Annotated in this window: 15 protein-coding genes and 1 pseudogene; 14 read left to right on the plus strand and 2 right to left on the minus strand. The window is 46.0% G+C overall.

What is annotated here, in order from left to right; all coding sequences use genetic code 11:
• Nucleotides 1-54 precede the first annotated feature (54 nt).
• Nucleotides 55-1,470 carry an NADP-dependent phosphogluconate dehydrogenase gene (gene gndA / locus PSE7367_RS02985; RefSeq protein ID WP_015163879.1) on the minus strand — a complete coding sequence of 472 codons (1,416 nt, stop codon included), beginning with the start codon at nt 1,468-1,470 and terminating at the stop codon, nt 55-57.
• Between the two features lie 277 nt (nt 1,471-1,747).
• Here gndA and PSE7367_RS02990 point away from each other — a divergent pair, with 277 nt between their 5' ends.
• From PSE7367_RS02990 to PSE7367_RS03050, 14 genes and pseudogenes are all read left to right on the plus strand, one after another.
• A complete protein-coding gene (locus PSE7367_RS02990; RefSeq protein WP_015163880.1) occupies nt 1,748-3,625 on the plus strand; it encodes a beta-ketoacyl-ACP synthase III in 1,878 nt (625 codons plus the stop codon).
• A complete protein-coding gene (locus tag PSE7367_RS02995) occupies nt 3,625-4,536 on the plus strand; it encodes a DUF6999 family protein (RefSeq protein WP_015163881.1) in 912 nt (303 codons plus the stop codon). The genes PSE7367_RS02990 and PSE7367_RS02995 overlap by 1 nt, the downstream gene beginning before the upstream one ends.
• A 269-nt stretch (nt 4,537-4,805) precedes the next feature.
• The gene (locus tag PSE7367_RS21755; protein ID WP_015163882.1) at nt 4,806-5,438 is read left to right on the plus strand and encodes a hypothetical protein; all 633 of its coding nucleotides are present in this window, start codon (nt 4,806-4,808) and stop codon (nt 5,436-5,438) included.
• Between the two features lie 31 nt (nt 5,439-5,469).
• Nucleotides 5,470-5,784, plus strand: coding sequence for a hypothetical protein (locus PSE7367_RS03005; RefSeq protein WP_015163883.1), 315 nt, complete (start codon nt 5,470-5,472; stop codon nt 5,782-5,784).
• Nucleotides 5,781-6,053 carry a hypothetical protein gene (locus PSE7367_RS22330; protein WP_198013435.1) on the plus strand — a complete coding sequence of 91 codons (273 nt, stop codon included), beginning with the start codon at nt 5,781-5,783 and terminating at the stop codon, nt 6,051-6,053. The genes PSE7367_RS03005 and PSE7367_RS22330 overlap by 4 nt, the downstream gene beginning before the upstream one ends.
• A gap of 11 nt (nt 6,054-6,064) precedes the next feature.
• Nucleotides 6,065-6,892 (plus strand): hypothetical protein, encoded by an 828-nt coding sequence (locus PSE7367_RS20040; protein ID WP_015163884.1) that lies wholly within the window; start codon nt 6,065-6,067, stop codon nt 6,890-6,892.
• 410 nt (nt 6,893-7,302) lie between these two features.
• Nucleotides 7,303-9,009 (plus strand): Hsp70 family protein, encoded by a 1,707-nt coding sequence (locus tag PSE7367_RS03015; RefSeq protein WP_015163886.1) that lies wholly within the window; start codon nt 7,303-7,305, stop codon nt 9,007-9,009.
• A gap of 191 nt (nt 9,010-9,200) precedes the next feature.
• Complete coding sequence (locus PSE7367_RS03020; protein ID WP_015163887.1) at nt 9,201-10,424, plus strand: ABC transporter permease; 1,224 nt, start codon at nt 9,201-9,203, stop codon at nt 10,422-10,424.
• 244 nt (nt 10,425-10,668) lie between these two features.
• Complete coding sequence (locus tag PSE7367_RS03025) at nt 10,669-11,397, plus strand: ABC transporter ATP-binding protein (RefSeq protein ID WP_413773410.1); 729 nt, start codon at nt 10,669-10,671, stop codon at nt 11,395-11,397.
• A gap of 217 nt (nt 11,398-11,614) precedes the next feature.
• On the plus strand, nt 11,615-13,663 hold the full coding sequence (locus PSE7367_RS03030; RefSeq protein ID WP_015163889.1) for an NAD(P)/FAD-dependent oxidoreductase: 2,049 nt from the start codon (nt 11,615-11,617) through the stop codon (nt 13,661-13,663).
• Nucleotides 13,664-13,793: 130 nt separating this feature from the next.
• Nucleotides 13,794-15,896 carry a serine/threonine protein kinase gene (locus PSE7367_RS20985; protein WP_015163890.1) on the plus strand — a complete coding sequence of 701 codons (2,103 nt, stop codon included), beginning with the start codon at nt 13,794-13,796 and terminating at the stop codon, nt 15,894-15,896.
• A complete protein-coding gene (locus PSE7367_RS03040; protein WP_015163891.1) occupies nt 15,883-16,461 on the plus strand; it encodes a hypothetical protein in 579 nt (192 codons plus the stop codon). The genes PSE7367_RS20985 and PSE7367_RS03040 overlap by 14 nt, the downstream gene beginning before the upstream one ends.
• 15 nt (nt 16,462-16,476) lie before the next feature.
• A complete protein-coding gene (locus PSE7367_RS03045; protein WP_015163892.1) occupies nt 16,477-17,841 on the plus strand; it encodes a serine/threonine protein kinase in 1,365 nt (454 codons plus the stop codon).
• Nucleotides 17,834-18,239, plus strand: a pseudogene (locus PSE7367_RS03050) (transposase); the annotation flags it as partial. The gene PSE7367_RS03045 and the pseudogene PSE7367_RS03050, both read left to right, overlap by 8 nt.
• A gap of 14 nt (nt 18,240-18,253) precedes the next feature.
• Here the strand turns inward: PSE7367_RS03050 and PSE7367_RS03055 are convergent.
• On the minus strand, nt 18,254-23,032 hold the full coding sequence (locus tag PSE7367_RS03055; RefSeq protein ID WP_015163893.1) for a pentapeptide repeat-containing protein: 4,779 nt from the start codon (nt 23,030-23,032) through the stop codon (nt 18,254-18,256).
• Nucleotides 23,033-23,590: the final 558 nt, after the last annotated feature.

The raw sequence follows: 23,590 nt of genomic DNA on the forward strand, positions 1-23,590 counted from the left end.
GGCAAAGATTCAGTGATCAATTGTGATCAATTAAAGGAAGCAAGCAAATTCACACTACTTCATCCATTCAGTGTGGAAAGTACCTTCCTGATCAACCCGCTGGTAGGTGTGAGCGCCAAAGTAATCGCGCTGTGCCTGGGTCAGGTTCTGGGGCAGATTGGCCTGGCGATAGCTATCGAAGTAATCAAGCGAAGCACTGAACGCGGGAACTGGCACGCCCATTTCCGCCGCCGCCATGATTACCTTCCGCCACGCCTGCTCTTTACTCAGAATTGTTTGGGTAAAGTCTTCATCCACTAACAGGTTGGTTAGATTGGGGTTACGATCGAACGCCTTCTTGATCTTATTCAAGAAACTAGCGCGAATGATGCAACCACCCTTCCAGATCCGGGCAGTTTCGCCGAGATCCAATTCATAGCCAAACTCCTGAGAAGCCTTGCCTAGCAAAGCCATCCCCTGGGCATAGGAACAGATCTTAGAGCAATAGAGCGCATCGCGCACCGCATTGATAAATTCCTGGCGATCGCCACCGGTATATTTACCATTGGAACTGGTCTTGAGGATTTTGGAGGCTGCAACCCGTTCTTCTTTATAAGAAGACATTACCCGTGCCGTAACCGCCGCCGCGATCGTGGGGATCGCCACACCAATTTCCAGCGAATTAACCACCGTCCAGCGACCAGTACCCTTTTGGCCAGCCGCATCCATGATCTTATTCACCAATGGTGCGCCATCATCATCCATTTTGGTGAAGATGTCGGCGGTAATTTCGACCAAAAACGATTCTAGCTCAGGGGTTTGATTCCAAGCCTTGAAGGTTTCATGCAACTCGGCTGCGCCCATGTCCAGGCCATTGCGCATCAAGTCATAGGCTTCGGCGATCAATTGCATATCACCGTATTCGATCCCGTTGTGAACCATTTTGACGTAGTGGCCAGCACTGCGGGGGCCAATGTAGGTAACGCAGGGGCCATCGTCTACCTGGGCGGCGATCTTGGTGACGATCGGCTCAATAAATGCGTAAGCCTCTTTCTGACCACCGGGCATCATGCTAGGGCCATTGAGTGCGCCTTCTTCACCACCACTGACACCCATGCCAATAAAGCGGAGGTTTTCCTTTTCTAACTCTTCGCTGCGGCGATCGGTGTCTTCATAGAGAGAGTTGCCGCCATCAATAATAATGTCACCGGGATCGAGGTGGGGCTTAAGCTCATTAATCACGGCATCGACTGGCTTACCCGCCTTGACCATCAGCAGGATCTTGCGGGGCGTTTCCAGGGATTCACACAGTTCGGCAACGCTATAGGTGGGCTTGACGTTTTTACCTGCCGCCCGGTTTGCCATAAAATTATCGGTTTTCTCGCGGGAGCGGTTGTAGACTGCGATCGGGAAACCATTGCGCTCGACGTTTAGCGCCAGGTTTTCACCCATCACGGCTAAACCAATTAGACCAAAGCTTTGCTTAGACATACTTTCAGATTAAATCTCTTCCTTGGTGCACCATTACCTTAACCTGAGCTAGCGGGGCAGGGCTTTGACCGAGTGATTTAATTAATAATTGATCGGTTAGTGGGGTGGTTTATGAGGATTTGTTGATGTTTGTGGTGGTTTTAGGGTTTTTGGGTTTCCATTATGCCCCGTTGTATATGGGTCAAATTTTAGTGCCAATCCACAAACTGGCATAGCAAAAATGCTCACGATCGAAATCCCCCCTTAATCTATAGGGGTCGCATTAAATCTCAACCATATGTCTTTTAAACCATCCGCCTACATCAACAGCGTAGGCAAATTTCTGCCAGGTAACCCGATCGCCAACAGCGAAATGGAAGCCTACCTGGGCATGATCGGCGATCGCCCCTCCAGGGTCAAAAACCGCATCCTCAAAAGCAACGGCATCCAGAACCGTTACTATGCCCTGGACAAAGCACAAAACAGCACTCACCTCAACAGCGAAATGGCCGCCGCCGCGATCCGCGATTCCCTCCAGGCGAGCAACCTGGAACCGAAAGCGATCGATTTACTGGCCTGCGCCACCACCTGGCCAGACTTGCTTGTGCCCAGCTTCGCTAGTATGGTGCATGGCGAACTATCCGAGTTTGCGCCCTTAGAAACAATCTCCACCCAGGGGGTCTGCTGTGCTGGGGTTTCCGCCCTGAAATATGCCGCTAATCAAGTGGAGTTGGGGAATAAACACCATGCGATCGCTGTCGCCTCAGAACTACCATCGCGGTTATTTAAAGCCTCTCGATTTGAAGCCGAATCACGAATCCAAGCTGGTAAATCATTGCCTTTTGATACAGAATTCCTGCGCTGGATGCTTTCCGATGGTGCTGGCGCAATGCTGATTCAAGACCAGCCCAATCCAAAGGGACTTAGCTTGAAAATAGAATGGATCGAGTTGATTTCCCATGCCAATGCCTTCCCAGTCTGTATGTATGCGGGGGCTTCAGATCAGAATATAGAAAAGACCTGGATGAATTATCCTTCCTATACGGAGGCAGCTAGCCAGGGAGCATTGAATCTGCGCCAGAACATCAGGCTATTGGAACATGTGGTCAAACTGGGTGTGGAAGGCTGGATTAAGTTAATTAAGGCAGGGCGAGTCCGGCCAGAGGAGATCGATTGGCTTTTGTGTCACTATTCTTCGCATTTCTTTCGCAGCCAGATCGTGGAATTGCTGGAGTATGCCGATTGTATGATTCCTGAATCCAGGTGGTTTACTAATCTTTATACAAGGGGGAATACAGGCTGTGCTGCGATCTACTTGATGATCGAGGAACTATTCAATTCCGGTAAGCTGGAAGCAGGCCAAAAGATTTTCTGCTTTGTGCCCGAAAGTGGCCGATTCACTACTGCCTACATGATGATGAGCGTGGTGGATGGTAGTTCGCAATCTAGTCAAATAGTAATGAGTAAGCCAACGATCGCCACAACCACAGCACCCCAGGAACCGATCGCCAAATCTTCTAATTCTTCTACTTCAAGCCAGCTATTACAGGATTTAGCGCTGGTATGGCTGGAATTCGATCGCCAAATTCGCTCCGTGCCGATCGTGCGCAAGCTGCATCGCGGTGAATTCACTTTGGAAGACTATAAAGCATTATTGCGAAACTTACGCCCCCAGGTGGTAGAAGGAGCCAGATGGATCGCCAGAGCTGCGTCGAATATGATTGATTTCCAATTGCGATCGACCTTCATTGGCCATGCCCAGGATGAGCATCGTGATTATCAAATGCTAGAGCGTAATTATGTGTCTGTGGGTGGTGAATTGAGTGAGATTGCCAATGCCCAGAAGAATATTGGTAGCGAAGCCCTTTCTGGTTTTATCTTTAATCAAGCATCACAACCCAACCCGATCGACTTGTTGGGCAGCATGTTTATTATTGAGGGATTAGGGAATAAACTGGCGGGGGAATGGGCAGAGGCGATCAAAACTACTCTTCTCTTAAGCAATGAGCAGGTTTCGTTTTTGGCCTATCACAGCGCCAATGATGAATCCCATTTAGATAAGCTGAATACTTTGATCAATGCACCCTGGATGACCGAGGCGATCGCCAGGTCTATTGTCAAAACTGCTAAGGTCACGGCTAGACTATATTTACTACAACTGGAGGAAATTGCCTGATGACTTCCTTTAATACTAACATTACCGAACACCCCAGCCACGATCGCTTGAATCCTGATGCCTGGGAAGCGTTATATCTAGATCAGGCAATCCCGCTGGATATAAATGCTAAGGCGCTGATGATTAAGGACTTACGCAGTTGGAGTAGGAACTATTTACTGATCCCAATTAAGCTGATCGCCAATGTGCTGCTAGCGCTGATTATGACCTTCAAGCGATTGCTACCATTTCAATTCAGTGCTTACAAGTTAATGCATCATGCGGCGGCGTTCTTTCTGAAGCATTTTGTCACCCCAGAGGCTTGCTATCTAATTGTCAGGCATATCTGTATTGGTTCTAATGTGGTTAATTTCTTGATTGATAATGGCCCCGATCCGAGCATTCCCAGGTCTTCCCTTTATCCTCGCACTGTTGATGATCTGGCTGAGAATGCCTTTTTGGAGCACGACCTGATTCTCTATAACTTTGTATTTGACTATCATCAAGCCCAGCAAAAAAATCCCAATTGGCTGAAGCATGTCCACGATCGCGGCATCAACTATGACAGTATTCAACCGGTTGAAGTTGAGGTGGATTTGTCAAAGCGGGGCTGGTTCAAGATTCTGGATTTGGAATCGGCGATCGAATTGTTCAAAGTTTTTTATTCGCTCTGCCTCACCAGTGATGAGTTTGCCAGAGCAGTGCTGTCTTTACAATTCGATGAAAATTTTGGTTGTTATGTCAGTGCCATCACTCAGAACTACGACTGGAATCATGTGATCGCTAATCGCCATCCCCTTGCGCCCAACAGCCCTTTTAATGCTGCCCGCGATCTGTTTTTGCATGGCATCATTACCGAGGCGTTGTATCGATTCTTAGAGATCCAGAAAGCCATGAGCTTAAGTCCTGCGATCGCAAATAAGCAAGATTAAAAAATTTCGATCGCAAGCTTGCTTAGAATCATGTACTATATTCCTATGTATACTTTTAAGGCATAGGAATTTTTTTGGCAGCAGGTTGATTTGTGGCCTAAAAGTTCTATCCAGATAGAATTACAGGAATAAAAGGCTAGCCCTTAAAATTAAATCTGTAATTGCATCTACGATCGCCACCAATAAAGTCCATAAAAAAATATTTACAAGGGGTAGTATTTATTTTTGAATAATGTACAATAATAAAAGCGTAAATCAATAAACCGATAATGACTTTGAAAGCAGACCAAATGCGGCTTGAATTTCGTCAGATTACGCCTCGTGTATGGGTGACTCTTGGTAGTTCTGGGAATTGGTACACCCTGCGGCTTAAGGATCAAAAAATTAGCTGCAGTTGTCCGGCCAGTTTGCATGGGAAAACTTGTTATCACGTCAAACAGCTCATTACTTTGCTCAAACAGGATTTGAATGCATGTTTAGTGCCGGAGTCAGATATCAAAAATGTTGCGTCAAAATCGATCGGCGTTAATTCTGTTGCTTCTAGACCGAATATATGGAATGTTTCCCATAATTGTCATATGACTGAGCCTGGAAATAGTTATGAAAATAGTAAAGACAAGAATAATATAGATCGCTCCGATCACTCCGATCGTCCAGATGAACCAGTTGATCAGAAAAATAGCGATCCAAATAGCAGTCGCCCAGCCAATCATTTGAACCAGCATCTGCGTAATCGTGATCAACAACCGAACCAAAATAGACAACGCGGCGATCGCTTGACTAGAATCCTGGCGATCGTGGCTCAGAACCAACCTCAACACCTAGCCTCTGGCAATCAATCTCAAACCCCCCAAGCAATTAGATTCAACCGTGTGGTGCGGAGGAAGTGTCATCCCCCCTAAATTCCTTGCCAATCATTACCGCTTGAAGCCAATGGAACCCACCAAATATCCCGGTATTGTCAATCGACTACGCCAAAAAATCCTGAAGCTCGATCAATTAATTCATCAAATCTCTGAGGCTGTAATTGCGGCAATGGCCGATATCGATCGCCAGGTGGCAAAAGACCCCAAGTTGCGTAACGAAGCACAACGTAGTCGGCGGCGTGCCCAGTTAATGAACAGCGATCGCGGTTATCTGGATGCCGTGGGCGATCTGCGGCGTGCTCTCAAGGCTCAAGCTGAACTAGAAATGGAGCTGGATGTGGTGATCAGCCAACTAGAAACAGATCAAGGACAGGTTGCTTGAATGCTTCGCTAAGAGCAAGTTTTGCTAACCTTCTTACTATTTCTATCTCAAGAGAAGAGGTGAAACAAAATCAAAATAGACACTGCCAAGTGCGGTTAGGCGATCGCCATTCTTTCCAAGCAAATGCCCCAGAGAAATATTCCAGATCAGCATTAAATAGCCTTGCCCAAAATGCTGGCAATTATTCTTGTCTCGCTGCCGCTAATTCAAAATATTTAAATCTTACGTTATTTAAATCAATTATTTACTACTGTCCTAAACTCGCGTAGAGAGAGTCACCATGCAATTTCAACAGGTCATTTCAGAATTGAAGAAACCTTTAAAACCCTTAGTTAGCGATCGAGCAACCATGTCTCCTGAACCTGTTAATAATTCAAGCCAACTAGCCGAAATGAGTAAAAAAGAGCAATCTAACTGGCAATGGGAAGCAATTTGCGATCGACTAAATCTAGTTTGCCCCGATTGGCAAGTTAGCTATGCCGATCCGGTATTGGTCTCTGATTACATTACGGTCAGATGTAGATTGACGATCGCTGGAGTAACCAGGGAAGCTACGGGCAGCAGTAAAGGTTATCTGCGATTGAGAAACATCAATGAGCAAAGGGGAATCACCCATCAGCTTAATTCGCTTAATACACCAGAACAAGCAATGATCAATGCATTTGTGAATGCGGCGGCTCAATTTGGGATTACGGCAACATCTAGCACTTTAGGGCAGCAACGGGGGCAGGCAAATAGGCAGAATGAATTACTAACCGCGACTCATAAGGAAGTTGCCGCCACGGTCAGGGAATATGGCCGCGATCGCCCACATGTCAGCAAATTAGTTGAACTGCCAATGGGATCGCCAAGACAGCAAATGATATCCCCAAAGCAGCAACGGCCCCGATCCTCAAATAAAAAACTAGCCAATCAATCATCCCGAAAATCAACGCGCCAAATCCGCAATTTGAGCTTGGCTAAGCGCCAGGAAATGCTAGAGATTTCGCAAATGCTGAGGGAGTTGCGACAGAAATCTGGGCAGCCTGCCAAATCAACAATCCAGCGATCGGCACTTGGTCGCCTCAAGGTTTCTACCCAGCGACTTTTAAGAAAAGTTTTATTTTAAAAAACTACCTTGAGCCAAATCAAAAATGCCAAAGAGAATAAGGAGGAGTTTTCCCAATGGGTATGAACTTTATAGCGATGACACCGGAATTATCGGTTGCTGATGTGGTCAAGACCCAACAATATTTCCGGAATGTGATCGATATTTATTTTACGGCTCAGATTGGTGATTAAAATATTCCCAAATACCTAATCGTTCCTTGCTCTACCTAGGATCTAGTTATGGAATGGGTTTTACAAGTTTGCCTCGACCCAAATACAACCTCCAGTTGATCAAGTCTGGGGGTTGTTTTTTATGTTTGAGCTATGATTGATTACCAGAAATCCAGACAATGAGCTTAACTAAGTGAACTAATTTCTTTTATAGTTTAGGTAAGACTGTCTAACCGATTAAGATTAAGAGTTCTAGCTATGCATTACGCGATCGACTTTGGCACCAGCAATACCGTAGTTGCCAGAATCAACGCTGAAGGAGTTGCCGAGACTATCGCCCTGCCTGGCTTAAGCAGCACGATCGCCAATAACCCGCCCCTAATTCCTAGTTTTGTATATGTAGAAAATGCCCAGGATGGCAAAGTGCTGGTGGGGCAAGAGGTACGCGATCGCGGCCTTGACTTAAAAGGGAATCAAAAGGAGCCGAGATTTTTTCATAGTTTTAAGCGGGCGATCGGCGCTAATCTACCTGGGTTTGTGCCGGAATTAGACGAGGTCGAAGTTAGCTTTGAAAGCGTGGGCAATTGGTTCCTCAAGCGCATTATTGCCCAATTGGAAGAACCAGAATCGATCGTATTTACGGTTCCGGTTGATAGCTTTGAGCCCTATCGCCAATGGCTCAGCGATGTTTCAGCGGAGCTAGCGGTTAAACAAATTCGGTTGTTAGATGAACCTACGGCAGCGGCTTTGGGTTATGGGTTGGGCAAGAAAGAATCGGAGCAAGAACGTGATTCTGAGCCTAATACACCTAATCCACTTAATCCACTTAATCCAAACGAGGGGAAAGAGGCAGCGGTATCAATCAGCGATCGCCAGACTATCCTGGTGGTGGACTTTGGCGGCGGTACACTCGATCTGGCTCTAGTTAAACTCAACTTGCCGCAATTGCAGGTAGAATCTGAGAATAAGCCCCAAAGTGCTGGACTACTGGGGTTTTTGCTGAAATGGGGCGATACACCGGTCAAAATAACCCAGAAGCCGCAAACAGCCAGGGTGATCGCCAAGGCAGGGCAAAATCTGGGCGGCATGGACATTGATAACTGGCTAGTGGACTATTTCCATCGTCAGCAGGGTTTACCCAAAAATTCGCTGATCTCCCGGTTGGCAGAAAGGGTCAAAATCACACTTTCCACCGAGGAATCGGCCAGTGAAGTGTTCTTCGATGATGTGAGCTTCAATAGCTATGAACTTAATCTGGAGCGATCGCAACTTAATCAGGTTTTAGCAGAAAATCAATTTTTCGATCGCCTGGATGCTTCTCTCAATCAGATTAAGCAACAAGCCACCAGGCAAGGATTTGATTTGGCGACCGAAATAGAGGCGGTGCTATTAGTTGGTGGCACAGCCCAGATGCCAGCGGTACGAGATTGGGCGGTCAAGCATTTTTCAGCGGCGCAGGTAAAAGCCCATAAACCATTTGAGGCGATCGCCCACGGAGCCCTGGCGCAGGAGTGGCAACTCAAAGACTTTCTCTACCACAGCTACGGAGTACGCTATTGGGATAAACGCCATAAACGCCATGGTTGGCAGCCGATCGTGCAGGCGGGGCAAACTTATCCGCTCGAAAAGCCGATCGAATTGGTGCTTGGGGCATCCCGGCCAGAACAACCCAGCATTGAGTTGGTGATTGGTGAACTGGGCGAAACCGATGTGGAGGTCTATTTTGAGGGCGATCGCCTGGTAACCCGCAACCTCAGCGAGAGTAAACAGGCGGTGCAACCCCTTAACGATCGAGATGCTGGTAGTCGTAGCATTGCCAACCTAGAGCCACCCGGCAATCCCGGCAGCGATCGGATTAAGGTGCTATTCCAGGTGGACGAGCAACGCACCCTCAAAATCACAGTCGAAGATTTGCTGACCAATGACCTGTTGGTGGATGAACAAGCGGTGGTACAACTAATCTAGAGCTTTTAGGAGCTTAATATTTTTCTTACTGTAGCCTTGATACTCACTTGATTGGGGGCTATTTTGCATTAACAATTTCACTCTCTTAGGCGATACCTACGCCCCAGACCGATTGCTAAGCTGTAAATAGTTGCTAGATCCTTGGGATCTAAGGGCTATTCAAACTTATTCCGCAAGGGGGACAACGGTCGGTGGACATCGTCGAAAGTTTTAAGATGGCGGGCAAAACGCTGGTAGCCAATCGGTTGCGTAGTGCCCTGACCATGCTGGGAATCATTATTGGCAATGCCTCAGTGATCGCCATGATTGGTGTGGGTGAGGGCGCTCAAAAATATGCCGCTGGTGAATTTGAGTCCCTGGGCACCGATGTTTTATTTATTATTCCTGGCACTGACAATACCCGCCGCACTACCCTGCAACCCCCCAATCGCCTCACTGTAGAAGATGCCGAGGCGATCGCTGGTCAGGTTCCTTCGATCAGTGCCGTTGCCCCCCAACTGAGTGGCTCAGAGCTGGTGACCTTTGATGATGAAACCACCCGCGCCACTTTGATCGGCACGACCCCTAGTTACTCAACGGTGCGCGATACCGATACTGCCCAAGGCCGATTTATTAGCGAAGAAGATATGCGTCGCAATGCCAGGGTGGTGATGCTGGGCTCGGCGATCGCCGAAAGTCTGTTTGGTACTGAAGACCCGATCGGCAAGCAGCTCCGGGTCAGAGGGATCAGCTTTGAAGTGGTGGGTGTGATGGAGGAAAAAGGCGCATTTCTGGGCACTAACCAGGATGATACCCTCTTTATTCCGCTCAGCACCATGTCGAGTCGATTGGTTGGGCGCACTTCTCCGTTTGGGACTGCGGTTGGGGTAATCAATGCCACTGCCGTGGATAATCAAAGTGTGGATGCAGCTAAGTTCCAGGTAGAGAATCTATTGCGCCTACGACATCGGGTTGGTGAGAATGCCGAAGATACCTTCACAATTCGCACCCAGAAGGATGCCCTGGAAATCGTGAATAATATTACTGGCGCTCTGACAATTATGCTGGCAGCGATCGCTGGGATTTCGCTCTTGGTCGGCGGCATCGGCATTATGAATATTATGCTGGTGTCGGTAACCGAACGTACCCAGGAAATTGGCCTCAGGAAGGCGATCGGCGCGACACAGCGAGACATTTTGACCCAGTTTATGATCGAAGCGGTAATTCTTTCCGTTGCTGGCGGCATTGTGGGAACTGGATTGGGGGTTGGTGGGGTGATTTTGGTCTCAACTTATACTCCATTGCAAGCAGGTATTTCTACTGGGGCGATCACAATGGCAGTAGGTGTATCCGGTACGATCGGCCTGTTTTTTGGTGTTTTCCCGGCGAAGCAAGCGGCCAAACTCGATCCGATTATTGCCCTGCGCACTGCCTAATACTCTTAACACTACTGAGCTAACTAATATCTAGATCTAGCGATCATTAGCATTCCGCCCCTGAATGATGAATTCACAACTGAAGCTTTCACCAGATTGCCGGATCAACCATATACCCAGATCTTTGAAAGCGTAATTATTGATCATGTAATCAGCCATATCCCCCCTTGATTACCCTCAGCCAATCACTAGAACTCAATCAGGATTAATTATCATGACTGCTTCTGAAATTCAAACTGAGCCAATGATCCAGCCAAGTACCGCCTCCAAGGAGGTAATCGTACTTGATCAAATCAGTAAAGTCTATGGTTCCGGCGAGACTGAAGTTAAAGCCTTGAACCAGGTCAGCTTAACCGTGAATGAGGGTGAATATTGCGCAATTATGGGTGCATCTGGCTCAGGTAAGTCTACGGCGATGAATATTATTGGTTGTCTCGATCGCCCTACCAGTGGTCAGTATTTTCTTGATGGCGAAAATGTTGCCGATCTCAGTGAAGCTAAGCTAGCCCACATTCGCAATATCAAAATTGGGTTTGTGTTTCAGCAGTTTCATTTACTCTCCCAACTCAGTTCCCTGGAAAACGTAATGCTGCCAATGGCCTATGCGAATATTCCCTATGGCCAAAGACGGGATCGGGCTGTTGTGGCCTTAGAACGAGTTGGCCTGGGCAATCGATTAAATAATAAACCAACCCAGCTTTCTGGTGGGCAGCAGCAACGGGTGGCGATCGCCAGGGCGATCGTGAATGAACCGGTGATCCTGTTGGCCGATGAACCGACTGGGGCGCTTGATTCGCATACCACAGAAGAGGTAATTAATATTTTTAGTGAACTCAATGAGAGTGGGATCACCGTGGTGATGGTTACCCATGAATCTGATGTGGCCAGGTTCACCAGGCGAATTATCTGGTTCAAAGACGGCGAAGTAATTCATGCCAATCTAGATCCCGATGAGCTTGGGCATGTGATTTGAATCTAGATCTACAAGATACTTATTTGGATCGCTAATAGATCCAGAGATTATTTGACTATCTTGGTTAGCTTAATGCTGCAAAAGTATAGATAGCCGGATATAATCATTTAGTTTGGTTTACATAGTTTAAGTTATTTAATCTAACCCAAGCTTGCTAGGCAATACCACCTGATCTGGCTGATCTGGTTGCGACCTGTTGGCTTGAGTGGCGAAAATTATGCAGGAGCTCATCTACCTCGAAATCCCCACCCCAGATACCGATATGGTTAAGGATTGGTTGGGGCAAACTTTTCAACCCACGATCGGCAAAAAAACGGCAGCAGCTAGCGGTTGTGTGATTGAGGTGGGTAGCGATCGACCTGATCGTCTTGAATCAAATCAGCTCAGTATCTTTGTTTGGAATGTACAGCGGACTACTTATCTGAAAGCGTTTCGGTGGTCAGATTTGCCGATCGCCAAGGAAAAGCAAATCCTGACCCAACTAGAACAGGAAATCAGGGCTCAGTTTCCCTATTCTTATCCCACGCCACCGGATATATCGTCAGCCTTGGCAGCAAATAAGACGATTTTTGAAGCCTTGGCAAATGACTATCCGCTGACGGTCAAATATTTTCAACAGTTCCCCAATGGCGAAGCCGATCTACATCGGGCCTACTGGTGGGAAAAGCGCTGGCGTGAAAGTGTTCAAAATCCAGAACAGGCAAGCCCTAAGCAGATCATATTCCAAGGTGCGGAACCTAAAGCACCACAACTCCCAGAGCAATTTATAGATTCCAGTTTTGATCTGATTTACCTGGGTGGCGCATTGGGTGTAATCCATGCGGCGATGATGGCAAGGCTTGGCTATCGCGTTTGTTTGGTGGAGCGGTTACCCTTTGGCCGGATGAATCGAGAATGGAATATTTCTCGCCCTGAGTTTCAGGAGTTGGTTGATTGTGGCTTGCTCACCAATGAAGAACTAGAGAGCATGATTTTATGTGAGTACGAAGATGGATTTAGTAAGTTCTTTGATAGCAACAACCCACCTCTGGCGAAAGCGCCTGTGTTACATACACCCACCGTATTAAACATTGCGGTTGATTCAGCCAAGTTATTGCAGGTGTGCGGCGAAAAGTTACTTGCTGCTGGTGGAAAGATTGTTGACCAGACTGAATTTGAATCTGCGATCGTCGATCGAGAGTCTGTTACGATCATCGCCCGCGATCTCACTTCTCAAACCCAAATTGCGATTCAAGGCAGGCTATTAGTAGACGCGATGGGCTCGGCCTCGGCGATCGCACAGCAACTAAACGCTGGCCAGGCATTTGACAGTGTTTGCCCCACAGTTGGCGCAGTTTTATCTGGCTTTGAACCAGAGGTATGGGACTTTAAATATGGCGATGTTTTGAACAGTCATGGCGATATTTCACGGGGCAGGCAATTGATTTGGGAACTATTCCCTGGCGAAGGGAAAGAGATGGCGATCTATTTGTTCCATTACCATCAGGTACATCCCCAGAACCCTGGTTCTTTATTGGAAATGTACGAAGACTTTTTTGCGATTCTACCGGAATATCGTCGCTGTGATGTTGATAATCTCAACTGGAAGAAAGCAACCTTTGGCTACATCCCCGGCCACTTCAGCCTTAATGCTAGCTCCCGCAAAGTTTCTAGCGATCGCCTGATTGCGATTGGTGATGCGGCTTCTTTGCAATCACCCCTGGTATTTACTGGCTTTGGTTCACTGGTTAGGAACTTCCCCCGCTTGACCAGTTTGCTAGATGTGGCGCTAAAACATGATCTGCTATCTGCAGAAAATTTGGCACAGATCAATGCCTATCAGAGTAACGTGGCGGTCACCTGGCTGTTCTCGAAGGGAATGATGGTACCTACTGGGAAATACCTACCACCGGAACGAATTAATGCCATGTTGAATACTTTCTTTGGCGTGCTCACGATGGTTGACCCTGAAGTAAGCGATCGGTTCATTAAGGATCGGGCAAGCTGGCTGGAGTTCAATCGTCTAGCCCTAATTGCCGCATTCAAAAACCCAGCATTGCTGCTCTGGATCGTAGATATGGCAGGGGTTAAAGATATGCTGCGCTGGCTGTCGAGCTATTTTGGCTTCACCCGCAGTGCGATCGTCAATGCTTTATTCGGTCGTTGGCTCGCCTTGGTTCTGCCTAAATTAAAATCCTGGCTAGAGCCAAAGTACCCACAGTTGTGGTTGCGATTGTTGAGTTGGAGCTATGCACTTAATTATTCTGTGGGAAAAACAGAGTCTTAAGATAAGATGTTATATGTATTTAACTTATCCGAAACCAGTCATGCCGTATGATAGATTGAAGCCAGGATTAAGTTCGCTGCACTCTAATTAGCCTTTATCGTATCTGCGCTTTTAGTAAGCGTTGCCTAAGATGTCTTTGCACCAAGAAGGCGATCTGATTGCCCAAAGATATAAAATTATTAGTCTCCTGGGAGAGGGTGGAAGTGGTTCAACCTATCAAGCCAGGGACTTGAGTAATAACCGATTGGTGGCAATCAAAGTGGTTTCCCTGGTCATGGCAGAGAACTGGAAAACCCTGGAGTTGTTTGAGCGGGAAGCAAAGGTATTAGCGAATCTAGATCATCCTTTGATTCCTAATTACATTGACTATTTTCAAGTTGATACTGAAGGCGATCGACGTTTTTATCTGGTGCAAGAACTAGCCCCAGGGCGATCGCTGGCAACCCTGGTAGAGAAAGAGGGAAAACGAAACGAAGCAGAAGCCAAAGATATTGCATTGCAGGTGCTTTATATTCTTGATTACCTGCATAAACTTACACCACCTGTAATCCATCGTGATATTAAGCCTCAAAATATTATTCGCCACGATGATGGGAAGGTTTATCTGGTGGACTTTGGCGCAGTACAGGATGTCTATCGCAATACCTTGACGCGGGGCGGTACGTTTGTAGGTACCTATGGCTACATGCCGCCTGAGCAGTTTCGCGGTCACATTGCCTTTGCTTCTGATTTATATAGCTTGGGTGCTACTTTGCTATTTCTACTCACTGGCAGGAGCCCTGATTTGTTTTCTCAGAAGCGAATGAAGATCGATTTTCGTCCCTGGGTCAGGCTTTCCCCATCTTTTGTTAAGTGGCTCGATCGACTATTAGAGCCTTATCCAGAGGACAGGTTTCAGAGTGCAGAGGCAGCGATCGCTTATTTAATCGATCCTGAACAGGCGGCGATCGCTAAAACTGAAGGGATCAAGAATACAAAGCTTCAAAATCCAGATGCTAAAGAGCCGGAAAGGGTCTATTTTACTAAACCAGTAAATAGCAGAATTATCCTCAAAAAAGAACGGCAAAAATTAACGATTAGTGTTCCTGCATCACCTTTTAGTAATAAGCATTTCACCACTTTATTATTTGCATTGGCAGGCATTCCTTTTATCTGCCTCTTGATATTTGCTTTCGCTTCTGGGAGTGAAGATGGGATAGTTACAATATTTTTTGGATCCATCTTTGCCCTATATATTGTAGCTGTCATAATTGGTGCCATTATTAGAGATATTGGCCTCCATGAGCAGCTAACGATCGACTACAAGGAATTATGCATAAAGCGTTGGTTCTTCAAGCTGAAGCCTTCTTACTTGATTGTTAATATAAGAAATATTGCAAGAACAGGTTTAAAACCTGTAATCGATAATGATGCGAATAATTGGAGTGCCACATTTGCGATCCAGACGAAAGATAAAAAAAGCTATTCATTTTCGCGCTCTTTGACAGAGAGTGAGTCAAGATGGTTAATGCAGGAAGTAAATGATTTCTTGGCTGGTATTGCTAAGTTCAAACCAAAATCTAAAGCTAAAACTACTGGTAGTGTCCCCACCATGCCGATCGCCAGAAGTAAATCACTAAAGCGAAGCGATCATACTAGTGACACATCCCAATCAAAGCAAACAGCAATTATTGCGAAACCTAAGGACACTGATATCAAGCTAGAGCGAATTGATTTAAAGCTAAGCATTGATATTCCGCCTAGCTCAAAAGTATCATTTACAGTAATTATTTTAGTGCTTATTAGTCTTAATTTTGCTGTACTAGGTTTACGAAGAATCATCAAAGATGCCTTCATAACTAACGCAGCCTTAATTTCAACCATAATAGCTGTCATTCTCATTTCATTTATTATGTTCTATCTGCTTTTATTTTTGGTCAATTCTGGCCTGTCACTGGGATTACAGGAGAAAGTGGTATTTGATCCCCAGAAATATTTAATTAAGCGAAAGCTAGTGAGTCGTGAATTTGACCCTACGATCGGCAAAGTCAAAGATATCGATCGAGCCTATGCTAAAAAGACTTCGCGCAAAAATCACGTACATCGATACGCTTGCATATTACAGACAAAGAGAGGTGAGACTCATCGTTTTTGTAGCAATCGTTCTGAGCAAGAAGTAGACTGGTTAGTACAAGAAATCAATCAGTTCTTAACTGAAATGAATTCACTGAGGAAAAGTAATGTATCTCTCTAAGCCCTTTGACAGTAATATCAAGCTAGAGAAAGAAGACACCAGTTTAACAATCGATATTCCGCCCCACCTCGATCCCAACAGCAACCTTGTTCTACTCATACATATAATATTGCCTCTGGCCGGGTCTCTTTTTTCAGCAGCAGCGATCGTCTTGCTGCTGTACTTCAGTGGCATTGAGATCAAACCCAGCCAATTACCAGTAATTATTCCGGCCGCTCTGATTCTGCTCACGATCGATTATTTACTTGTTTATAATTTGATCCGTAATTACAAGGTTGATCTAAGCGAGCGGATTATTTTTGATAGCCAAAATATAACTTATATCGGTGAGCATCGAAACGGCAAAATCGGCCCCAAGATAACGAAGATTGACAACATTCTAAAGGTCTATAAAAAGAGAATTCTGTTTAATTGGCGCTGGCCAAAGTATGTTTGCATAATTAAAACCAAACAAAACGGCACTTATTCATTTGCTTATAATCGCGCTGAAGATGAAGTAGACTGGCTAGTAGCCGAAATCAATAATTATATTGCCCAGCTTCCCTATCGATCGCGCTTTAACTAATGCATTTATCTAAGCATGAGCAACTTGCACCAACCTGGAGATATTATCAGCGATCGCTATCAAGTAATTGGCTTGCTAGGTTCAGGCTTGACTGGCAAAACCTACCGCGTAAATGACCTGAACCATGAACGTGAAGTTGCCATGAAGGTGGTTTCGCTCCAGGAAACAAGTGAGTGGAAAATTATTGAACTATTTGAACGTGAAGCCAGAGTATTGCAGAACCTCAGGCATGTGGCGATCCCAGCCTATGTTGATTACTTCCATGTTGATAGTAACGCCGATCGCCGTTTTTATCTGGTGCAGGAGCTAGCTCAAGGGCAATCATTGGCAACCCTGGTGGAAAAGGGTTGGAAGCCAAGTGAAGCAGAAGTAAAAGATATTGCGTTGCAAATACTTCATATTCTCGATTATCTACATAAGCTTACTCCACCAGTGATCCATCGTGATATCAAGCCTCAAAATATCATTTGCCGTGATGATGGTAAGGTCTATCTGGTGGACTTTGGTGCGGTGCAAGATGTCTATCGCAATACCCTGACACGGGGTGGTACATTCGTCGGCACCTATGGCTATATGCCGCCGGAGCAGTTTCGCGGCCATATTACCTTTGCTTCTGATTTGTATAGTCTGGGCACTACCCTATTGTTTCTGCTTACCGGTAGAAGCCCCGATACTTTACCCCAGAAGCGAATGAAGATCGATTTTCATCCCTGGGTCAAGCTCTCACCTTCTTTTACTGCATGGTTAGATCAAATCCTGGAGCCGATCGTAGAGGATCGCCTAGCTAGCGCCGAGGCCGCGATCGCCAAGTTACAAGCATCTCGATCGACTGCTCAAATAGCTAAATCTGCCCCGACAACAGCAGCTAGATTCCTCAAAAAGCCGAACTATAGCCGGATTGTAATCAGGAGGCGAGGTAACTATCTCTTGATTACAATTCCACCAAACCCAGACATGCTCACGATCGCTGGCATATTTATGTTAATCCTCATTCTTTCACCGATGCTAGCCCTAATGAGCGGTGCTGCTACTGTGCAAGTGGTGACGGTGGCGGTTAGTATGCTGGTGATGGCAGTGGTTATGTTCGCTATTCTGCTTTCTTTTGGCGGCAGCGAGGAGCAAATTAGAATTACTGCCGATCGCCTGGAATTGAGCAAAAAGGTATTCGATTGGAAGTTCTGGATCTATTCCAGCGAGACTGCATTGGTGAAGCAGCTCTGGTGTGAAATGAATGTGCTCAGGAGTGGCCCCCACTATAACGGTGCGATCGAGGTGGGCGGAAATGTGCACAAGTTTGCCATTAGCCGCACCAAGCTTGAAGTTGAATGGTTGATCCAGGAGATTAAGCATTTCCTGAACAATTTAACAAGGGATTGCTAGAGCCGTAGGATTGAAAGATGCCCAGCCGTTACACCATTTTCTGGGTAACTCACCGTGGGATGTAGAAGCGCTCAGAGACCAGAGATTAGCGATTATTCGGCATTACTTATCAGGTCAAGAATTTGTGCTGGTCATAGATGAAACAGGAAATCGCAAGAAAGGGAAAAAGACCGAGTATGTGTCAAGGCAATACATCGGTAACCTGGGCAAGGTAGAAAATGGGATCGTGTCTGTAAATGCCTACGGCATCATTGGTGAGCAGACTTTGCCGCTGATGTTTAAGATTTAAGGTATTCAAGCCCCAAAAACGTCTACAGTCAGCAGATGAGCATAAAAGCAAACCAGCCCTAGCCATAGAGATAATCAAAACACAAAGGCCATTTACGATCGATTTAGTTTAGATTAGATTAGGCTAAAACTGACAAGGCCCATTTTGTCCGCTAGGGCAGATCGTTGCGGCATCGGTTTTGAGATCCTTAGTGTTCGCACCACCCAGGTTTGCGCCACTCAAATTAGCCCCACTCAGGTTAACCCCAGTTAAATTAGCATCCAGTAAGTTTGCGCCACCCAAATCAGCCTGTGCCAGGTTTGACCAGGACAAATTGGTTGCAGCAAGATTAGAATTGCGTAGATTGGCAGTGCTGAGATTAAACCTGGATAGATCCTGGTTAGCTAGTTGTCTGCCTTCGATCGGTTGGTTAACAATTTGCCACATCAACCAATAGCGATCTTCTAGCTTGGTGGCTTGTTCAGTATTGCGATCGCCAAGCTTAGCACCTTTAAGATTAGTAACCGCTAAATCAGCACCTTGTAAATTAGCCCTGGTCAAATCCGTATTCGATAGGTTGGCAAACTTTAGTGAGGCTCCCTGTAAGTTAGTCCAAACCAGCGTAGATTCATTAAATTGGGCACCATCAAGAGTAGCTTTAGTGAGGTTCGCGCCATTGAGATTTGCCCCACTCAAGTCGGCACCTTTGAGGTTGGCATCAGCAAAATTAGCCTGGTTCAGCTTAGCTCCACTCAAATTGACATTCTCTAAGTTAGCACCACTGAAGTCAACTTCACTAAAGTCCTGATTACTGGCATTTTTAACCACTTTTGTTTTTAGACCAGTTAGTAACACCATTCGGCGAACTGGCGGCACGGAATATAGGCCAAACAAAATTGCGATCGGGATGACGATCAAGATTGGCCATTTGAGCAAGTTAAGAGTCTTGCCAGCCATCTTACCCATATCAACGCTGGGTTTCTTCGGTTTAGCTGATGGCTCCTTCACAATAGGCTGAGCAACATTTGCACCAGCCTGGGCAGCTACCTGGGGTTGCTGGCGTGGTGGTTGTCCCGGAGCCGGACTGTAGTTATCATTGGTGATAAAGGGATTACCAGCAACACCATTATTTGGAACTCCTCCCGCCGTGAACATATCATCTGGAACTTCGGTCTCCAAATCCAAGAGTCCTGACCAATCGATATCGTCTTCCGATTCAAACAAGTTGGCAGTGTTCTGATAGCTACTGGCAGTATTGTTTTGCTTAGAACCCGAAGATTCATACCAGTTGGCGGGCTTATTATTTCCAGCATTGCCAGCGTTCCCAGACTTACCCTCCGAAAAGGTTGGCAATGGGGGCAGTCCATCTGAAGCTGAATTACTATTGTTTGCTTGGGGTTTGTTTTTCCCTAGATTCGGCAAGCTAGGGGGATTGGGTGGGCGATTGTGAGGACGGCGATGCTTACTTAGATCCGGCATTGGCGGCAGCGGCAGTGCTGCAGCACGACTGTTTTTCTCTGCGGTTGAGGGCGTGGATGGGTCGTTGCTAGATTCCTCTTCTTCTTCTTTAAATCGAGCGCGGATTTCATCTAGGTTAAAGTTCCTCTCATAGAGAGTTGCGGGTGTATTATCCACCGAATCGCTATCGTCGAGGTCTTCTAAAAGATTAGCTTCACTATCTTGATCGTCATTTAGATTAGGAATCGAGATGCCAGTATGCTCATCCTCATGATCGCTAATTTCAGGCCACTGTTCCTCGCCATCGCTATCAAAAGCTGCTGCGATCTGATCAGCTTCATCGCTGGCATAGGGATTGGGAATGTCCATATCATCGTCAACCGACATAATATGATCAACCAATCCTTGGGTGCTGAGATCATCTGATAAATCTAATCCAGGGGTGGGGATCGCTGGTGCAGAGGGGGGGGCTAATTCTGGCTCTGGGGCATCAATATTTTCTGCCAGTTGATCGGCTGGGGCATAATCCAGCTCAGCGATCTCCGCTTCCAACTGGGCTTCCAGGTCTGCACCTAGTTCTTCTCCGAGTTCTTCTTCAAATTCTTCGCCAAATTGATCATTTAATTCACCATCAAATCCACTTTCATCAATATCAATATATTGTTCAATATCTTCATCTGCACCATCTAACCGATCAATATTACTGTCTTGGTGATAGTCAATTTTAGTTGTTTCGTAGGCGGCTGCCATATCTGCAGGCACTGATGGTTCGGCCTCGGCTGATGATTCAAACACACGACCGATCGTTTCATTGGCATCTTCATCAAAATCTTCGTCAAAATCTTCATCAAAGCTATGACTATATTCTTGGCTAAAGTCAGCCTCCGCAGGAGCACCAATTAAAGGCCATTCCTCATTATTATCGGGATTATCGGGAATATTAGTAGAGGCAAAATCTTCATCAAAGTCGAGTGCAAAGTCTTGGATGATCGAGTCGGCAACATCAATTTCTGCGTTGTCATTATAGAACTCAGCATCTTGCGAAACCGCCGGTGCAGGAATAAACGCGCGGCCATATTCTCCTTCGATCACATTTGGATCAGTGCGGCCGGTCATATCCGCCTCGGCATCGATCGCTGCTGGAGGTGCAGCTAGTTCTTGCTCATTCAAATCATCTGCATCGGTTAAGTTTGAGAGTTCAGGGGCTGATTGTGCCTCTTCGGCATCATCTGCATATTCAATATATTCATCACCATCACTATATTCATTATCAAAATCAGCAGACTGATCGCTTGCAGCCAGGTCTGGCTCAATACTGGCATCAATACTAGGCTCAAGTTCATCGATATCCGATTCGACTTCTTCCCAGTCTTGCTCACTCAAGTCCGCTGCCTGTTCAAATTGATCCCCTGCGGAGAAGTCTTCTGCAGCGATCGCAAATTCCTCGCCAGGCTGGCCTAAATCAACCAATTCATCCTCTGATTGGTCATCCACCCATTCATCATAATCACCTGGGTTAGGTTCGGGATCGACTTCCGCTTCGATCGCCTCATCCCAGTTTTCTGCGGCGAATTCAACATCAGATTCTTCTAGCTCGAATTCTTCCTCAATTGAATCAAAAGTCTCAGACTCTGCTTCCGCCTGGAGATCTTGCCAATCAGATTCGGATATTTCAGGTATTTCTGAGCCATCAGCGGTAGCGATCGCCTCGCTATCCTCCATTGCAAATTCTTCGCCATCTACCCATTCATCTGTTTCATCTGGCTGGGATCGATCTTCTTCTTCTTCAAAGGCTGCATCTTCGATCGCTGCGCCCGAATAGTCCTGATCTGCTTGACGATCGTCAGTTTCCACCAAAGCATCATCTGCATCATATTGATCGCTTTGAGCGCTTTGATCACTCTGTTCAGCGACATCACCAAAATCCTCCGCATCAACCCATTCATCTGCCTCAGCGGCCGCTTCAAAGCTAGCAAAAGCCTGCTCCGATTGTTCGTCAAAATCAGATTCTAAATCTTCTTCAACAATTTCTAGATCATCGGTTTCAACCTCAGCATCCCAATCTTCCTCTGGATCCTCTTCTGGATCTTCTATTTCTGCTTGGGCTGTGGCCTCAAAGTCATCATCGAATCCTTCAACAAATTCAACCTGCTCCGATGTTTCCGCCTCGAAGTTTGCATCCCAATCTTCTTCTGGATTTTCTTCTGGGGTTGCTATTTCTGCTTGGGCTGTGGCCTCAAAGTCATCATCGAACCCTTCGACAAATTCAACTTGCTCCGATGTTTCCGCCTCGAAGTTTGCATCCCAGTCTTCCTCTACTTCCGCATCCTGATCAACAGGCTCATGATCATCCAGGTCTACTTGTTCAAAACCAGTAACATCGCCGACTTCCTCCAGCGAAGAGGCTGGTTGTTCAAAATCTGCTTCTAACTCTTCTTCGATCGCCTCGTCGAAATCATCTATTTGCCCAGCTGCTTGCTCAGTTTCTTCTAGATCTAGTTGGAAGTCAGCAGCGACGGATTCATCATAATTCTCTTGATCATAATCCTGCTCAAGGGTTTGCAATTCATATTCTGAGCCAGTAGATGAAGGATCGTCTGAGTGATAGGGTTCTGTTTCAATATCACTATTATCATCTAGATCATCACCTAGATCCGCTTCAGGACTTATGTCTTCGATCGCAGCCGATTCTTCCGATTGCTCTGGTTCATTTAGGCTATTCAGGTCATTCAGGTCATCCAGAATAAAAGTTGAGGCCGCCTGGAGATCCGGCATCTCCTCAACCTCTTGATCTAATTGCTCTAAAGTCTCTAGGCTTAATTCTAGTTCTGCCGACTCAGCGTCTTCACCGCCATCTAGATCAAGGCCAAGATCGCCAGCATTGGGGTCTGGTAAATCAAGGTTACCATCCTCAAAAAATGTAGAAGCAGCATCTCCGGCATTAAATATCTCTGCATCCAGCAGTCCAAGATCTTCATTGTCAAGGATTGCCTCATCAATGTCACCAAGATCTAACCCCAGATCTTCACCAAAGTCTAAATCCGCATCTAGATCTTCAATGTCTTCAATGGCTTCGATGTTTTCATTTTCGTCAAAGTTAGCATTATCAGCATCACTGGCAGGTTGATTAGGCTTACGATCGCCCGTGCCGATGCCAGTAATCCTGGTGCGATCGACAATCAGCCAATCTATCTCATCATTTCCATTGGAGCCACTAGCACCATTACTACCCTTGCGATTTGCCTCCGACTCCTCGGTCTCGAATGAGTCTAGCCAATCCAGGCTTTCTGAGCCACCATTTTCCTGTAACTCTGGGTTTTGCTCGCTTGACACTCCATCTCCGCGATCGTTTACATCGGATAGGATCAGCCAGTCAATATCGTTTTTACCAGCTTCATTTTGCTGGCCAGTGCCAGAGTCCTTGGAACCTTCATCCCCAATTGGCGAACCAAAGTTTGATGACATGATTCAACCCCTCAATAGTTGTTACAGAAATTCGTAAAAGCGGTAAACGACTTGAATAGATCCTGACATAGATTAAAAGGCGTAATTTTGTCTAAACCAGCAATCTTTACTAGTGCAAATGTATGCATTTGATCAGGATTTCAAAATTTAGGAAAGTAACCTAATTTAGATGAATAAATACAGGTTGCCCATAAATTCAAAATACTTACCCAATCTAATTTTATCAGCAATTCTCAATAACCCCTAAACCAAGACTGGATCGACCAGCAAGATCAGGCGATCGCTAATGCTAGAAAGGCTGCTCATGCCTTGCTCTAAATTGATTTGGGTAGTTTAGCATCCTAACTTTGCTAACATATTTTTGGTAGCGATCGTTAAAACAATCAAACTTTTCAAGGGCTTTGCTTTACGCCAAAATGATTTTTTGATTGCAAGCCCTACCACCCTTTTAGGAATTCATAAATAGTTGATCTAATTAAGAATTTATTTTTGTTAGTTTAAAGATGTCACAATACCACAATGTAATTGTTTATGCATTGGGGCAATTGGCTTGTAGGT

The sequence above is a fragment of the Pseudanabaena sp. PCC 7367 genome, from assembly GCF_000317065.1.
Taxonomy (GTDB): Bacteria; Cyanobacteriota; Cyanobacteriia; order Pseudanabaenales; family Pseudanabaenaceae; genus Thalassoporum; species Thalassoporum mexicanum.

What these genes read in the sequence shown, in the direction of transcription:
- PSE7367_RS03045 (WP_015163892.1), top strand. Translation starts at nt 16,477, where the DNA reads ATGAGCAACTTGCACCAACCTGGAGATATTATCAGCGATCGCTATCAA.
- PSE7367_RS20985 (WP_015163890.1), top strand. Translation starts at nt 13,794, where the DNA reads ATGTCTTTGCACCAAGAAGGCGATCTGATTGCCCAAAGATATAAAATT.
- PSE7367_RS20040 (WP_015163884.1), top strand. Translation starts at nt 6,065, where the DNA reads ATGCAATTTCAACAGGTCATTTCAGAATTGAAGAAACCTTTAAAACCC.
- PSE7367_RS21755 (WP_015163882.1), top strand. Translation starts at nt 4,806, where the DNA reads ATGACTTTGAAAGCAGACCAAATGCGGCTTGAATTTCGTCAGATTACG.
- PSE7367_RS02995 (WP_015163881.1), top strand. Translation starts at nt 3,625, where the DNA reads ATGACTTCCTTTAATACTAACATTACCGAACACCCCAGCCACGATCGC.
- PSE7367_RS03055 (WP_015163893.1), bottom strand. Translation starts at nt 23,032, where the DNA reads ATGTCATCAAACTTTGGTTCGCCAATTGGGGATGAAGGTTCCAAGGAC.
- gndA (WP_015163879.1), bottom strand. Translation starts at nt 1,470, where the DNA reads ATGTCTAAGCAAAGCTTTGGTCTAATTGGTTTAGCCGTGATGGGTGAA.
- PSE7367_RS03040 (WP_015163891.1), top strand. Translation starts at nt 15,883, where the DNA reads ATGTATCTCTCTAAGCCCTTTGACAGTAATATCAAGCTAGAGAAAGAA.
- PSE7367_RS02990 (WP_015163880.1), top strand. Translation starts at nt 1,748, where the DNA reads ATGTCTTTTAAACCATCCGCCTACATCAACAGCGTAGGCAAATTTCTG.
- PSE7367_RS03030 (WP_015163889.1), top strand. Translation starts at nt 11,615, where the DNA reads ATGCAGGAGCTCATCTACCTCGAAATCCCCACCCCAGATACCGATATG.
- PSE7367_RS03005 (WP_015163883.1), top strand. Translation starts at nt 5,470, where the DNA reads ATGGAACCCACCAAATATCCCGGTATTGTCAATCGACTACGCCAAAAA.
- PSE7367_RS03025 (WP_413773410.1), top strand. Translation starts at nt 10,669, where the DNA reads ATGATCCAGCCAAGTACCGCCTCCAAGGAGGTAATCGTACTTGATCAA.
- PSE7367_RS03015 (WP_015163886.1), top strand. Translation starts at nt 7,303, where the DNA reads ATGCATTACGCGATCGACTTTGGCACCAGCAATACCGTAGTTGCCAGA.